The sequence below is a fragment of the Streptomyces sp. Ru62 genome, from assembly GCF_002920615.1.
Classification (GTDB): domain Bacteria; phylum Actinomycetota; class Actinomycetes; order Streptomycetales; family Streptomycetaceae; genus Streptomyces.
Map to the genome: position 1 here is coordinate 255,418 of NZ_PQSU01000005.1, position 15,057 is coordinate 270,474.

Consider the following 15,057-nt stretch of genomic DNA (forward strand, 5'->3'; position numbering starts at 1 on the left):
GGTCAGCCCATGTGCGGGTAGGTGTAGTCGGTCGGCGCGACCAGGGTCTCCTTGATGGCGCGGGTCAGCGTCCAGCGCAGGAGGTTCTGGGGGGCGCCGGCCTTGTCGTTGGTGCCGGAGGCGCGGCCGCCGCCGAAGGGCTGCTGGCCGACGACGGCACCGGTCGACTTGTCGTTGATGTAGAAGTTGCCCGCGGCGAAGCGGAGCTTCTCCATCGTGTACGCCGCCGCCGCGCGGTCGTTCGCGATGACCGAGCCGGTGAGGGCGTAGTCCGACACCGACTCCATCTGGGTCAGCATCTCGTCGTACTTGTCGTCCTCGTAGACGTGCACCGCGAGGATCGGGCCGAAGTACTCGGTGGTGAACACCTCGTTCTCCGGGTCGGTGCACTCGATGACGGTCGGACGGACGAAGTAGCCGACCGAGTCGTCGTAGCTGCCGCCCGCGACGATCGTGCAGGACGGGTCCGCCTTGGCGCGGTCGATCGCGGCCTTGTTCTTGGCGAAGGCACGCTCGTCGATCACGGCGCCGATGAAGTTCGACAGGTCGGTGACGTCACCCATGGTGAGGTAGTCGACCTCGGCGGCGAACTCCTCCTTGAAACCGCTGTTCCAGATCGACGCCGGGATGTAGGCGCGGGAGGTCGCGCTGCACTTCTGGCCCTGGTACTCGAAGGCGCCCCGGGTGAGGGCCGTCTTCAGCACCGCGCGGTCGGCCGACGGGTGCGCGACGAGGAAGTCCTTGCCGCCGGTCTCGCCGACCAGACGCGGGTAGGAGCGGTACTTCTCGATGTTGTTGCCGACCGTCTTCCACAGGTACTGGAAGGTCTTGGTCGAGCCGGTGAAGTGGATGCCCGCGAGGTCCCGGTGCTCCAGGGCGACCTTGGAGACCTCGATGCCGTCGCCGGTGACCAGGTTGATGACGCCCTTGGGCAGGCCCGCCTCCTCCAGCAGCCGCATGAGGAGGACGGCCGCGTGGGTCTGCGTCGGGGACGGCTTCCAGACCACCACGTTGCCCATCAGGGCGGGGGCGGTGGGCAGGTTGCCCGCGATGGCCGAGAAGTTGAACGGCGTGATCGCGTAGACGAAGCCCTCCAGCGGGCGGTGGTCCAGGCGGTTCCACACGCCCGGGGAGTTCGCCGGGGGCTGCTCGGCCAGGATCTGACGGGCGTAGTGGACGTTGAAGCGCCAGAAGTCGACCAGCTCACAGGGGGTGTCGATCTCGGCCTGCTGGGCGGTCTTGGACTGGCCCAGCATGGTGGAGGCGGCGATCGTCTCGCGCCACGGGCCGGCCAGCAGCTCGGCGGCGCGCAGGATGATCGCGGCGCGGTCGTCGAAGGACATCGAGCGCCAGGCCGGCGCGGCGGCCAGGGCCGCGTCGATGGCGTCCTTCGCGTCCTGCTGGGTGGCGTGGCGGCCGGTGCCGATGACGGCCTTGTGGTTGTGCGGCTGTACGACCTCGAACGGCTCGCCGCCGCCCAGCCGCTTCTCCCCGCCGATCGTCATCGGCAGCTCGATCGGGTTCTCGGCCAGCTCCTTGAGCTTGGCCTCCAGCCGGGCGCGCTCGGGCGAGCCGGGGGCGTAGCCGTGCACCGGCTCGTTGACGGGGGTGGGGACCTGGGTCACAGCGTCCATGAGATCCGTAACTCCTTGTACGTGAGCGGGTGTGCGGGCTCAGCCCTTGCTGACCATGCTGCGGAGGAAGAACCGGAGGTTGGCCGGCTTCTCCGCCAGGCGGCGCATGAAGTAGCCGTACCAGTCGGTGCCGTAGGCGGTGTAGACGCGCATGCGGTGGCCCTCGGCGGCCAGCCGCAGGTGCTCCTCGCCGCGGATGCCGTACAGCATCTGGAACTCGTACTCGTCGAGCTTACGGCCGGCCTTGTGGGCCAGCTCCTGGGCGATGGCGATCAGCCGCGGGTCGTGGGACCCGATCATCGGGTAGCCCTCGCCCTCCATCAGCGTCCTCAGGATGCGCACGTAGGCCTTGTCGATCTCGTGCTTCTGCTGGTAGGCGACCTCGGCGGGTTCCTTGTAGGCGCCCTTGACCAGGCGGACGCGGCTGCCGCTCGCGGCGAGGCGGCGGGCGTCGGCCTCGGTGCGGAAGAGGTAGGCCTGGATGACGCAGCCGGTCTGCGGGAAGTCCTTCCGCAGCTCCTCGTGGATGGCGAACATCGAGTCGAGGGTGGTGTGGTCCTCGGCGTCGAGCGTCACGGTGGTACCGATGGCGGCGGCGGCCTCGACGACCGGCCGGACGTTCGCGAGCGCCAGTTCGTGGCCGCCCTGGAGCGCCTGGCCGAACATCGACAGCTTGACGGACATCTCCACGCGCTCGCCCAGCCCCAGGTCCTTGAGGTGGTCGATCAGCGCCAGGTAGGCGTCCCGGGCGGCGGTGGCCTGCTCGGGCGTGGTGATGTCCTCGCCGACGACGTCCATCGTCAGCTCCAGGCCCTTGGCCGTGAGGTCCTTGATGATCGGGACGATGTCGGCCACGGTCTCGCCGGGGATGAAGCGGTCGACGACCTGCTTGGTCACCGGGGCCGCCGAGATCAGGCGTCGCATCCGGTCGCTGCGCGACGCGGCGAGAATCACGGGACCCAGCACGGGGCACCTCCACAGACAAGCACCAAATAAGGCCATCACCCGACGATTCGGGTACGGCACGGAGAACCACCGTGAAACCTAAGGATCTCTCCGATCGTCGGCCATCGACAGCTGTCACGCATCCGTGCCCGGGATCTCAGACAGATGTATGAAGGCGGCCGGTAAATGGGGGAGAATGCCCGGGTGGCGGCTGAATTCAAGGCGGACTACCAGGAGCTGGTGGACGAGATCTCCGAGCTGCTGGGGGTGCCGGCGACCCTGGAGAACCGTGACTTCGAGCTGATCGCCTTCGGTGCCTACGACAGCGAGGACGAGCTGGACCCGACCGCGCTGGATCCGGTGCGCACCCGCTCGATCCTGACCCGGCGCTCCACGGCCACGGTCCGCGCCTGGTTCGAGGGCTTCGGCATCACGCGCGCGACCGGACCGGTCCGCATCCCGCCCAGCCCGGAGGCCGGTGTCTACCGCGGCCGGATCTGTCTGCCGGTACGCCACCGGGGCGTCGTCCTCGGCTACGTCTGGCTCCTGGACGGCGATCCCGGGCCGACCGACGCCCAGCTCGCCGCCGCCCTGCGGGTCGCGGGCCGGATCGGCGCGCTGCTCGCGGACGAGGCGGAGGCCGGGGCGGGGCTGAGCCGGGAGCTGCGGGCCGTGCTCACCGCGGAACGCGGCTGGCAGCGGGACATGGCGGTGGCCGAGCTGCGCACCGCGCTGGGGCCCCGCGCGGACGGCCCGCACACGCTGGTCTGCGTGGCGCCGTGGCCGTCGGCCGATCCGGACGACGCGCCCGCCCCCCGTACGATCCCGCACGCCACGGCGCTGTGCACGCTGCCGTGGGGCGCCTCGGGGCAGAGCCTCGCGCTGCTGGTCCGCCTGCGGACCACGGAGTCCAGCACGCCCGCGCTGGCGGCCGCCGCGCGGCTGCTGAAGGAGGCCGACGGGGTCCGTGGGGCGTCGGGCGGCGCGGCGCGCGGGGCGGGGGCCCGGGTGGCGGCGGCGGTCGCGGCGGGTTTCACCGCCGGGGCCCGGATCTCCGGGGTCACCGGCTGCGCCGCCGGGGTCGGCGAGCCCCGCACCGGCCTCACCGAGCTGGGCACGGTCTGGCAGGAGGCCTCGGCCGCCGCGCGGGCCGCGCTGGCCGAGCCGCGGTTCGGGCCGGTCGCGCAGTGGGCGCGGATCGGGGCGTACCGGCTGCTGACCGCGCTGCCGGCGGAGGCCGCGCACGACCGGGTGGTCGGCCCGCTCCTCTCCCCCGCCCACCGGGAGCTGGCCCGCACGGCCGAGGTGTACCTCGACTGCGCCGGGCAGGCCGGCCGCACGGCGGCGGAGCTCGGCATCCACCGCCAGACCCTCTACTACCGCCTGTCCCGCGTGGAGCAGCTGACCGGCCTGGACCTGGACGACGGGGAGGACCGGCTGCTGCTGCACATGGCGTTGAAGCGGGCGCGGCTGTGACGCCTGGCTCGGTCAGCTCCGCGCGGCCTGCCGGATCACCCGCCGCAGCCCCTCGGTGAGCTGCTCGGCGGTGGTCGCCGTGCCGGGGTCGAAGAGCCACTGGACCATGAGGCCGTTGAGGAGGGTCTGGTAGAGGCGCCCCTCGGTGTCGATCGTCTCCTCGTCCAGGTCGGACTCCGGGACGCCGTTGAACATCGGGACGAGTCCGGCCCGGCCTTCCTTCTGAGCCTCGGCGAGCAGCTTGCGCACCTCTTCGAGCCGGTCGTCCTGGAACATCAGCTCGAAGCTGAGCAGCCAGATGGCCCGTGCCCCGGGCACGGTCCGGATGATCCCGGCCCACACCTCCTGGAAGCGCTCCAGCGAGCCCGGGGGCTGCGTCATCTCGCCTTCCAGGCCGGGGTCGAAACGCTCGCCGACCTCCTCGATCAGCGAGATGTACGCCTGCACCAGCAGCGCGTCCTTCGAGCCGTAGTGGTAGCCGATGGACGCGAGGTTGGTGCCCGACTCCTTGACGACGTCGCGCGCGGTGGTGCGCAGGAAGCCCTTCTCCAGCAGGCAGCGCTTGGCGCCTTCGAGCAGATCCTCACGGTGTCCCATGGCCCCACCCTACCCCTCGATCCATACAGTCGTCCTAGACACATGACCTATACATTCGTCCTAGACAAGCGTTTAAGACGCTCGTACAGTCCTCGGCATGACGACGAACCCGACGAGCACCACCGACCCCGCCGACGCCGGGACACCCGCCCGCGCCGGCCGCCGCGAGTGGACCGCGCTCGGCGTGCTGATGCTGCCGCTGCTCCTGGTCTCGATGGACGTCTCGGTCCTGTACTTCGCGACCCCCGCGATCAGCGCCGACCTGCGCCCCAGCGGCACCCAGCAGCTGTGGATCTTCGACGTCTACGGCTTCGTCCTGGCCGGCCTGCTGCTGACGATGGGCTCGCTCGGCGACCGCGTCGGCCGCCGCAGGCTCCTCCTCATGGGCGCCGCGGCCTTCGGCGCCGCCTCGCTCCTCGCGGCCTACGCGAACAGCGCCGAGACCCTGATCGCGGCCCGCGCGGTCCTCGGCATCGGCGGCGCCACCCTGATGCCCTCCACGATGGGCCTGCTGCGCACGATGTTCGCCGACCCGGCCCAGCGGGCGAAGGCGATCGGCATGTGGTCCGGGGTGATGACCGGCGGCATCGCCCTCGGCTCGGTGATGAGCGGCGTCCTGGTCGAGCACTTCTGGTGGGGCTCGGTCTTCCTGGTCAACCTGCCCGCGATGGCGCTGCTGCTCCTCCTCGGCCCGGTGCTGCTGCCCGAGTCGAGGAACCCCGCGCCCGGCCGCTTCGACTGGCTGAGCGTCCCGCTGTCGCTGGCCGCCGTGCTCCCCGTCGTCTACGGCCTGAAGGAGATCCCCTCCGAGGGATGGAACCCGGGGTACGCCGTCTCGATCACCGTCGGCCTGCTCTTCGCGGCACTGTTCGTGAGGCGCCAGCGCACCGGCGCCTCACCGCTGATCCCCCCGGCCCTCTTCCGGGGCCACGGCTTCACCCCGTCGCTGGTCCTGACGCTCGTCAGCGCGTTCGGGATGATGGGCTCGGCCGTCTTCACCACGCAGTACCTCCAGTCCGTCCTGGGCAAGAGCCCGCTGGAGGCGGCCCTGTGGAGCCTGCTGCCGTCGGTCCTCATCGGGGTCGCCGGACCGGTCACCGCCCAGCTCGTCCAGCGGGGCGTCCCCCGCGGACACGTCGTCGCCTGCGGCTTCGCGGTCAGCGCGGCCGGCTACGTCCTGCTCGCCCTCGTCGGCACCGACTCCCTGTGGCTGGTGCTGGCCGCCGCCGGCGTCCTCGCCTGCGGGGCGGTCATGGTGATGTCCCAGCTGACCGACCTGGCGATGAGCGCGGCACCGGCGGAGCGGGCGGGCACCGCCTCCTCCCTCCTGGAGACCGGCACCGAGTTCGGCGGCGCACTCGGCATGGCGGTGCTGGGCTCCATCGGTACGGCGGTCTACCGCCACGCGATGCCGGCCGCCGCTCCGGCCGAGGCCCGCGAGACCCTGGGCGGTGCGCTGGCCGACGCGGCCCGGCTGCCGGGCCGGACCGGGGAGTCCCTCCTCGCGACGGCACGGGAGGCGTTCACCAGCGGAATGCGGGGCGCGGCCGTCGCGGGCGCGGTGGTCCTGGTGCTGGCGGCGGTGGGAGCGGCGCTGACGCTGCGGAGGACCGAGGCCGGGCGGAAGTAGGCGACGGCAGAACGCCGGGCGGGCCGAGGTACCCCTCGGCCCGCCCGGCGTTGCGGCACAGGTGGATCAGACCAGGTTCACCGAGCGGGCGGACGTCGCGCCGATCTCGGAGGCGACCTCGGCCAGAACGGTGGAGCCCACCGTGTCGTCGACGGTCAGCACGGCCAGCGCCTCCCCGCCCACGGCCGCCCGGGCGACCTGCATGCCGGCGATGTTGATGCCCGCCTCACCGAGGATGCGGCCGACGGTGCCGACGACACCCGGGCGGTCCTCGTAGCGCAGCACCACCATGTGGTCGGCGAGCGCGAGGTCGACGTCGTACTCGCCGACCGCGACGATCTTCTGGACGTGCTTCGGGCCGGACAGCGTGCCGGAGACCGACACCTCCTCGCCGGTGCCCAGCGTGCCGCGCACGGTCACCACGTTGCGGTGGTCGCCGGACTCCGAGCTGGTGGTGAGGCGGACCTCGACGCCGCGCTCCTGCGCGAACAGCGGGGCGTTGACGTAGGACACGGTCTCGTCGACCACGTCCTCGAAGACGCCCTTGAGCGCGGACAGCTCCAGCACCTTCACGTCGTGCTGGGTGATCTCGCCGTAGACCTCGACGTCGAGGCGGACGGCGACCTCACCGGCGAGCGCGGTGAAGATGCGGCCGAGGCGCTCGGCGAGCGGCAGGCCCGGCTTGACGTCCTCGGCGATGACACCGCCCTGGACGTTGACGGCGTCCGGCACCAGCTCACCGGCGAGGGCGAGGCGGACGGACCTGGCGACGGCGATACCGGCCTTCTCCTGCGCCTCGTCCGTCGACGCGCCCAGGTGCGGGGTGCAGACGACCTGGTCCAGCTCGAAGAGCGGCGAGTCGGTGCAGGGCTCCTTGGCGTACACGTCGAGGCCGGCGCCGGCGACCCGGCCCTCCTTCAGTGCCGAGTACAGCGCCGCCTCGTCCACGATGCCGCCGCGCGCGGCGTTGACGATGCGGACGCTGGGCTTGACCTTGCGCAGCGCCTCGTCGCCGATGAGGCCGAGCGTCTCCGGGGTCTTGGGCAGGTGGACGGTGATGAAGTCGGAGACTTCCAGCAGCTCGTCCAGGGAGAGCACCTTGACGCCCATCTGCGCGGCCCGCGCGGGCTGCACATAGGGGTCGTAGGCGACGACCTTCATGCCGAAGGCGGACATGCGCTGCGCGACGAGGGCACCGATGCGGCCCAGGCCCACGACGCCCAGCGTCTTCTCGGCCAGCTCGACGCCCGTGTACTTGCTGCGCTTCCACTCGCCGTTCTTCAGCGCGGCGTTGGCCTGCGGGATGTTGCGGGCGGTGGAGAGGATGAGACCGCAGGCCAGCTCGGCGGCGGTCACGATGTTGGAGGTGGGGGCGTTGACGACCATCACGCCGGCCTTGGTGGCGGCGGAGACGTCGACGTTGTCCAGGCCGACGCCGGCCCGGGCGACGACCTTGAGCTTCTTCGCGGCGGCGATGGCCTCGGCGTCGACCTTGGTGGCCGAACGGATCAGGATCGCGTCCACGTCGGCGATGGCCGGCAGCAGCTCGGAGCGGTCCGCTCCGTTGCAGTGCCGGATCTCGAAGTCCGGACCGAGTGCGTCGACGGTGGCAGGCGACAGCTCTTCAGCGATGAGTACGACGGGTTTCGAGCTCACGTGAGTCCTCACATGTGCGATGCGGACGGCCGTCCCGACGGCCGCAGGCGGAGGAGGGGCTAGCCGCGGAAGACGCACGACGCTGTGGGCCTGACGCGTGTTGTGCAGAAGCATAGTGGCGTGGCGGCCGTCGTATTACGCCTCCGCGGAAGGATCACCCGTCCGGGGCTGGACGGGTTGGACAACAGGGCCGGAGCAGTCCGCCCCGGCCCCTGTCAGCAGGCTTACGCCTCTTCGTTCACCCAGCTCATCAGCTTGCGCAGCTGCTTGCCGGTGGTCTCCAGCAGGTGCTCGGAGTCCTGCTTCTTGTACTCGTTGTACTTCTTCAGGCCCCCGTGGTACTCGTCCATCCAGTTCCGGGCGAAGGAACCGTCCTGGATCTCGGCGAGGACCTTCTTCATCTCGGCCTTGGTGGCGTCGGTGATGATGCGCGGACCGGTGACGTAGTCACCCCACTCCGCGGTCTCCGAGATCGACCAGCGCATCTTCTCCAGACCGCCCTCGTACATGAGGTCCACGATCAGCTTCAGCTCGTGCAGGCACTCGAAGTAGGCGATCTCCGGCTGGTAACCCGCTTCGGTCAGCGTCTCGAAGCCCGCCTTCACCAGCGCGGCCGTACCACCGCACAGCACGGCCTGCTCACCGAACAGGTCGGTCTCGGTCTCCTCGGTGAAGGTGGTCTTGATGACGCCGGCGCGGGTGCCGCCGATGCCCTTGGCGTACGACAGGGCCAGCGCGAAGGCGTTGCCGGAGGCGTCCTGCTCCACCGCCACGATGCAGGGCACGCCGCGGCCCTCCTCGTACTGACGGCGCACCAGGTGACCCGGGCCCTTCGGCGCGACCATGCAGACGTCCACACCCGCCGGCGGCTTGATGAAACCGAAGCGGATGTTGAAGCCATGACCGAAGAACAGCGCGTCGCCGTCCTTCAGGTTCGGCGCGATGGACTCCTCGTAGACCTGGGCCTGGATCGGGTCCGGGACCAGGATCATGATGACGTCGGCCTCGGCGGCGGCCTCGGCCGGGGTCACCACGCGCAGGCCCTGCTCCTCGGCCTTGGCCTTGGACTTCGAGCCCTCGTGCAGACCGACACGCACGTCCACACCGGAGTCACGCAGCGACAGGGCGTGGGCGTGGCCCTGGCTGCCGTAGCCGATGACCGCGACCTTGCGGCCCTGGATGATGGACAGGTCGGCATCGGCGTCGTAGAACAGCTCGGCCACTTTGGGTTCTCTCCTTGTGTGCAGGTGGTGCGTCCCACCGTATGACGGCGGGCGGGAAGGAAGTTCGGGGGTCTCGGCATACGGGCGGCCGTTGATCGCCGGCCGCCCGTTCCCAGTCTTACGCCGTCCGGTCGAGAGCGCGCAGCGAGCGGTCCGTGATCGAACGGGCGCCACGGCCGATCGCGATCGTGCCGGACTGGACCAGCTCCTTGATGCCGTACGGCTCCAGCATCTTGAGCATGGCGGACAGCTTCTCGCCGGAACCGGTGGCCTCGATGGTCACGGCCTCCGGGGAGACGTCGACGGTCTTGGCGCGGAACAGCTGGACGATCTCCACGATCTGCGAGCGGGTCTCGTTGTCGGCGCGGACCTTCACCAGAACGAGTTCACGCTGCACGGCCTGACCGGGCTCCAGCTCCACGATCTTCAGCACGTTGACGAGCTTGTTGAGCTGCTTGGTCACCTGCTCCAGCGGCAGGTCCTCGACGCCCACCACGATGGTGATGCGGGAGATGTCGGGGTGCTCGGTGACGCCGACCGCGAGCGAGTCGATGTTGAATCCGCGCCGGGAGAACAGGGCGGCGATGCGGGCGAGGATGCCCGGCGTGTTCTCCACCAGGACGGAGAGCGTGTGCTTGGACATGTCTTCTTGCTCTTCCTCGCTCAGTCGTCTTCGTTGTCGCCGAAGTCGGGGCGGACGTCCCGGGCGGCCATGATCTCGTCGTTGGAGGTGCCGGCGGCGACCATCGGCCAGACCATCGCGTCCTCGTGGACGATGAAGTCCACGACGACCGGGCGGTCGTTGATGGAGTTGGCCTCCGCGATGACCTTGTCCAGGTCCTCCGGGCGCTCGCAGCGCAGGCCCACGCAGCCCATCGCCTCGGACAGCTTCACGAAGTCCGGCACGCGCGTGCCCTTGGCCTCCGGGTTGATGTCCTCGGGGCCGCTGTGCAGCACGGTGTTGGAGTAGCGCTGGTTGTAGAAGAGGGTCTGCCACTGGCGGACCATCCCGAGGGCGCCGTTGTTGATGATGGCGACCTTGATCGGGATGTTGTTCAGGGCGCAGGTGGTCAGCTCCTGATTGGTCATCTGGAAGCAGCCGTCGCCGTCGATCGCCCAGACGGTACGGCCCGGCTGCCCGGCCTTGGCTCCCATCGCGGCCGGGACCGCGTAGCCCATCGTCCCGGCGCCGCCGGAGTTCAGCCAGGTGGCGGGCGTGTCGTACTGGATGAAGTGCGCGGCCCACATCTGGTGCTGGCCGACGCCCGCCGCGAAGATCGTGCCCTCGGGGGCGAGCTGCCCGATGCGCTCGATGACCGCCTGCGGGGAGAGCGAGCCGTCCCCGGGCTGGTCGTAGCCGAGCGGGTAGGTCTCGCGCCACCGGTTCAGGTCGCTCCACCAGGCGGTGTAGTCGCCCTGGTGGCCCTCGCTGTGCTCCTTCTGGACGGCCTGGACCAGGTCGGCGATGACCTCGCGGGCGTCGCCGACGATCGGCACGTCGGCTTCGCGGTTCTTGCCGATCTCGGCGGGGTCGATGTCCGCGTGGACGATCTTGGCGTAGGGGGCGAAGCTGTCCAGCTTGCCGGTGACGCGGTCGTCGAAGCGGGCGCCGAGGGCCACGATCAGGTCGGCCTTCTGCAGCGCGGTGACGGCGGCGACGCTGCCGTGCATGCCGGGCATGCCCAGGTGCAGCGGGTGGCTGTCGGGGAACGCGCCGAGCGCCATCAGGGTGGTGGTGACCGGGGCGCCGGTCAGCTCGGCGAGGACCTTCAGCTCGGCGGTGGCGTGGGCCTTGAGGACGCCGCCGCCGACGTACAGGACGGGCCGGCGGGCGGCGGTGATCAGCTTGGCGGCCTCGCGGATCTGCTTGGCGTGCGGCTTGGTCACCGGGCGGTAGCCGGGCAGGTCCATGACGGGCGGCCAGGAGAAGGTGGTCTTCGCCTGCAGGGCGTCCTTGGCGATGTCGACGAGGACCGGGCCGGGGCGGCCGGTGGAGGCGATGTGGAACGCCTGCGCGATCACCCGGGGGATGTCCTCGGCCTTGGTGACCAGGAAGTTGTGCTTGGTGATCGGCATCGTGATGCCGACGATGTCCGCCTCCTGGAAGGCGTCCGTGCCGATCGCCTTGGAGGCGACCTGGCCGGTGATCGCGACCAGCGGCACGGAGTCCATGTGCGCGTCGGCGATCGGCGTCACCAGGTTCGTCGCGCCCGGACCGGAGGTCGCCATGCAGACGCCGACCTTGCCGGTGGCCTGCGCGTAACCGGTGGCCGCGTGGCCCGCGCCCTGCTCGTGCCGGACCAGCACGTGCCGCACCCGGGTGGAGTCCATCAACGGGTCGTACGCCGGCAGGATCGCACCGCCCGGAATGCCGAATACCGTGTCCGCGCCGACCTCCTCAAGGGAGCGGATGAGGGACTGCGCACCCGTGACGTGCTCGACGGGGGCGGACTGCTGTCCTCCGGAACGGGGCCGCGGCTGCGGATGGTGGGCCCCGGTGGCCTGCTCGGTCATCGGCATTCTCTTCTCGATGCTGAGGGTTTTTGCGAGGTTCGGGCGGATTTCGAGCGCTGCACGAAAGGCGCTCGTGCAACAAAAAACCCCTCGTGCCGCAAGGCAAGCGAGGGGAGCGCGCCGGTGAGGTCGCTGGGGATTCCGGATCGTCCTCCGGTGGGTCCCAGCTCAGCCGACGCGCTGTCCAAGTACGAGAATTCGGGTGCGCATGGCACTGACCCTCCCCCCGGCACGCACCACGTGTCAAGTGGGTGGGACGGGAGTCTCAGAATGTGAGCGAAGGGCACTGCCGCCTCCGAAGACAGCCGGGACACCTCCGGTGTACACCCTCTCGGGCTCCCTCGCGCTGCCCGCGAACGCCGGTTCGGCCGGGGCGTGCGGCACCGGGTAGTGGCCGGATCCGAGCGCCCGGCGCAGCCGGTACTCGTCCAGCGGACCGGCGAACGCCATGCCCTGCCCGTGGGTGCAGCCCATCGCGCGCAACGCGACCACCTGCTCGGGCAGGTCCACGCCCTCGGCGACCGACTGGAGCCCGAGATCGCCGGCGATCCGCAGCAGACCACTGGTGATCTTGTGCAGCCGCGCCGACTCGACCACGCCCTCGACCAGACCTCGGTCGAGCTTGAGGATGTCCACCGGCAGCCTCCTGAGGGCGGTGATGGCCGCGTAGCCGCTGCCGAAGCCGTCCAGCGCGATCCGCACCCCGAGCCGGCTCAGCGCGGTCAGCCGCCGCTCCAACTCGTCCAGGGAGACCCGGGGATCTGTCTCGCACAACTCGATGACCAGCGCCCCGGGCGGCAGCCCGTGCCGGGTCAGCAGCGTCTCCACCGAGCCCAGCGGCATCGAGCGGTCCAGCAGCCGCCGGGCGCTCATCCGGACCGCCACGGGGACGACGATGCCGGTCGCGGCCCGCTCGGCCGCCTGCTCCACGGCCTCCCGCAGGATCCAGCGGTCCAGCTCGGCGGTCTTGTCACCGTCCTCGGTCACCCGCAAAAACTCGGCCGGTGTGAACAGCACCCCCTGTGAGGAGCGCCAGCGGGCCTGTGCCGAGACCGCCGTGATCCGGCCGTTCTGCAGGCACACCACGGGCTGGTGCAGCAGCGCGAACTCGCCGTCGTGCAGCGCGGCACGCAACCGCGTGGCCAGCTCCGCCTTGCGGACGACGTCCTGCTGCATCTGCGGCTTGTACAGCTCGACCCGGCCCTTCCCGGCCGACTTCGCGCGGTACATCGCCAGGTCGGCGTTGCGCAGCAACTCGCCCGCGCCGAGTCCCGGTTCGGCAAAGGCGACGCCGATGGAGGCGTTGACCCTGACGTCGTTGCCGTCGATGGCGTACGGGTGGGAGAGGGTCACCCTGAGGCGGTCGGCGAGCTCCAGGATGTTCCGCTCCCGGGCGGCCCGGTCCCGGGTGCCGTCCCCGACGATCAGGGCCGCGAACTCGTCGCCGCCCAGCCGGGACGCGGTGTCCCCCTGCCGGACCGCGTCCTGGAGTCTGCGGGCGGCCTGGATGAGCAGTTCGTCCCCGGCCTGGTGCCCGATCGTGTCGTTGACGGCCTTGAAGCCGTCCAGGTCGATGAAGAGCACCGCCGTACCCCGCAGGGCCGCGCCCCGGTCGGTGGCCCGTCGGCCGGACAGGGCCTGCTGCACCCGCTTGGTGAACAGCGCGCGGTTGGGCAGGTCGGTCAGCGGGTCGTGCTCGGCGTTGTGCTGCAACTGGGCCTGCAGCCGCACCCTCTCGGTCACGTCCCGGCTGTTGAAGATCAGCCCGCCGTGGTGCCGGTTGACGGTCGACTCGACGTTGAGCCAGCCGCCGTCGCCGGAGCGGAACCGGCACTCGATGCGGGTGGTGGGCTCCTCCAGCGGGCTGGCGGCGAGGAAACGGCGCACCTCGTGCACCACGCAGCCCAGGTCCTCCGGGTGGATGAGCCCGGCGAGCTCGGTGCCCACCAGCTCCTCGGCGGATCTGCCGTACACCCCGGCGGCGGCCGGGGAGACGTACCGGAGGATGCCGTTGGGCGCGGCGATCATGATGACGTCGCTGGAGCCCTGCACCAGGGAACGGAAGTGGTTCTCCTTCTGCGCCAGTTCCTGGGTGAGGGTGATGTTGTCCAGCAGCATGATCCCCTGCCGGATGACGAGCGCCAGCACCACGGCGCCCGCGGTGATCAGCACCACGTGATCGGGCCTGCGGCCGTTCAGGACGTTGTACAGGATGCCCAGGGTGCACACCGCGGCGGCGAGGTACGGGGTGAGGGCGGCGAGGGAGCCGGTGAGCGGCCGGCCGGACGGGTACCGGGTGTGCTCGCCGGCCGGCGCGGACAGGGGCAGGTGCCGGCCCGTGCTCCGCCGGCCCGGCATGTGCTCGTGGACCACGCGCGTGTGCCCGTCCCCCGCGCGTGCCTCCCGCGCGCGCCGGCGCCGGGGCGCAGCCCAGGGTGCGTAGGCGAGCAGCAGTGAACCGGCGAACCAGCCCGCGTCCAGCAGTTGCCCGGAGCGGTAGCTGCTGTGCAGCAGCGGCGAGGTGAACAGGGCGTCGCACATCACGGTCAGCGCGAGCGCGCCGATCGCGGTGTTCACCGCCGTGCGGTTGCCCGGGGCGCGGCGGAAGTGCAGGGCGAGGACCATGCTGACGAGCGCGATGTCGAGCAGCGGGTACGCCAGCGACAGCGCGGCGTGCGCCACGCTGGAGCCTTCGATCCGGGCCGCCTGGGCGAGGGCGAGGCTCCACGAGAGGGTGAGCAGCGAGCCGCCGATGAGCCAGGCGTCCAGCCCCAGGCAGATCCAGCCCGCCTTCGTCACCGGCCGCTTGGCGAGGACCAGCAGGCCGACGATGGCGGGCGGTGCGAAGCAGAGGAAGAACAGGTCGGCATAGCTGGGGCTGGGCACGGGGCGGTCCAGCACGACCTCGTACCAGCCCCAGACCGCGTTGCCCAGCGCGGCCATCAGCGAGGAGAGGGCGAACAGCAGCCAGGCCGAGCGGAAGCGCACACGCCGGCTGCGCGCGTACAGGAAGCAGGAGACGGCGGCGGTGCCCGCCGCCGCGCTCAGGCCGAAGTCGCCCATGATCAGCGCGACTTGACTCGCACCCCAGTCGAACGCGGCTCCGACGGCGTAGGCCGCGCAGATCAGGGCGAGGACGAGTTGTTCCATCAGCCGGGTGTTGTCGCCGATGGCCGGCCGGCGGGGCGGCGGCACCTCGTGCGGGTGCGGTGCGCGCGCCGCTCCGTCGAGGGTGGTCGTCACGGAGGGCGGGGCGCTCACCGGGGCCTCCCGGTGAGCGCCGCTCCCGTGTCCCGACGGTCCCGGTGCGCTGGGTGCGCATGCCTGCGTCGACCGCTGTGCCTGCGCTGGTGGTGGCTGTGGTGGCCGGTGTGGTGGCCCC

10 protein-coding genes are annotated in these 15,057 nt (G+C 70.9%); 2 read left to right on the top strand and 8 right to left on the bottom strand.

The features are described from left to right. Nucleotides 1–2: 2 nt before the first annotated feature. Both pruA and C3492_RS09220 read right to left on the bottom strand, forming a co-directional pair. Nucleotides 3–1,634 carry an L-glutamate gamma-semialdehyde dehydrogenase gene (pruA, locus tag C3492_RS09215; RefSeq protein ID WP_103811236.1) on the bottom strand — a complete coding sequence of 544 codons (1,632 nt, stop codon included), beginning with the start codon at nt 1,632–1,634 and terminating at the stop codon, nt 3–5. 39 nt (nt 1,635–1,673) lie between these two features. Next, nucleotides 1,674–2,600 carry a proline dehydrogenase family protein gene (locus C3492_RS09220; RefSeq protein WP_103811237.1) on the bottom strand — a complete coding sequence of 309 codons (927 nt, stop codon included), beginning with the start codon at nt 2,598–2,600 and terminating at the stop codon, nt 1,674–1,676. A 165-nt stretch (nt 2,601–2,765) separates the two neighbouring features. Here C3492_RS09220 and C3492_RS09225 point away from each other — a divergent pair, with 165 nt between their 5' ends. After that, nucleotides 2,766–4,055, top strand: coding sequence for a helix-turn-helix domain-containing protein (locus tag C3492_RS09225; protein WP_181140276.1), 1,290 nt, complete (start codon nt 2,766–2,768; stop codon nt 4,053–4,055). 12 nt (nt 4,056–4,067) lie between these two features. Here C3492_RS09225 and C3492_RS09230 read toward each other — a convergent pair whose 3' ends face one another. Continuing rightward, entirely contained in the window at nt 4,068–4,652 is a 585-nt protein-coding gene (locus tag C3492_RS09230) for a TetR/AcrR family transcriptional regulator (RefSeq protein WP_103811239.1), read from the bottom strand. Between the two features lie 97 nt (nt 4,653–4,749). On the opposite strand from C3492_RS09230, the gene C3492_RS09235 reads away from it, so the two are divergent. Beyond that, nucleotides 4,750–6,282 (top strand): MFS transporter, encoded by a 1,533-nt coding sequence (locus C3492_RS09235; protein WP_103811240.1) that lies wholly within the window; start codon nt 4,750–4,752, stop codon nt 6,280–6,282. A gap of 66 nt (nt 6,283–6,348) precedes the next feature. Here the strand turns inward: C3492_RS09235 and serA are convergent, their stop codons facing one another. The 5 genes from serA to C3492_RS09260 form a co-directional block, all read right to left on the bottom strand. Then, the gene (serA, locus tag C3492_RS09240; RefSeq protein WP_103811241.1) at nt 6,349–7,938 is read right to left on the bottom strand and encodes a phosphoglycerate dehydrogenase; all 1,590 of its coding nucleotides are present in this window, start codon (nt 7,936–7,938) and stop codon (nt 6,349–6,351) included. Nucleotides 7,939–8,162: 224 nt separating this feature from the next. Beyond that, nucleotides 8,163–9,161 carry a ketol-acid reductoisomerase gene (gene ilvC / locus C3492_RS09245; RefSeq protein WP_014675170.1) on the bottom strand — a complete coding sequence of 333 codons (999 nt, stop codon included), beginning with the start codon at nt 9,159–9,161 and terminating at the stop codon, nt 8,163–8,165. A 118-nt stretch (nt 9,162–9,279) separates the two neighbouring features. After that, nucleotides 9,280–9,804 (bottom strand): acetolactate synthase small subunit, encoded by a 525-nt coding sequence (gene ilvN / locus C3492_RS09250; protein WP_103811242.1) that lies wholly within the window; start codon nt 9,802–9,804, stop codon nt 9,280–9,282. Nucleotides 9,805–9,824: 20 nt separating this feature from the next. Then, nucleotides 9,825–11,675 carry an acetolactate synthase large subunit gene (locus tag C3492_RS09255; RefSeq protein ID WP_181140277.1) on the bottom strand — a complete coding sequence of 617 codons (1,851 nt, stop codon included), beginning with the start codon at nt 11,673–11,675 and terminating at the stop codon, nt 9,825–9,827. 243 nt (nt 11,676–11,918) lie between these two features. Further along, complete coding sequence (locus C3492_RS09260) at nt 11,919–14,936, bottom strand: bifunctional diguanylate cyclase/phosphodiesterase (protein WP_181140278.1); 3,018 nt, start codon at nt 14,934–14,936, stop codon at nt 11,919–11,921. Nucleotides 14,937–15,057 lie beyond the last annotated feature (121 nt).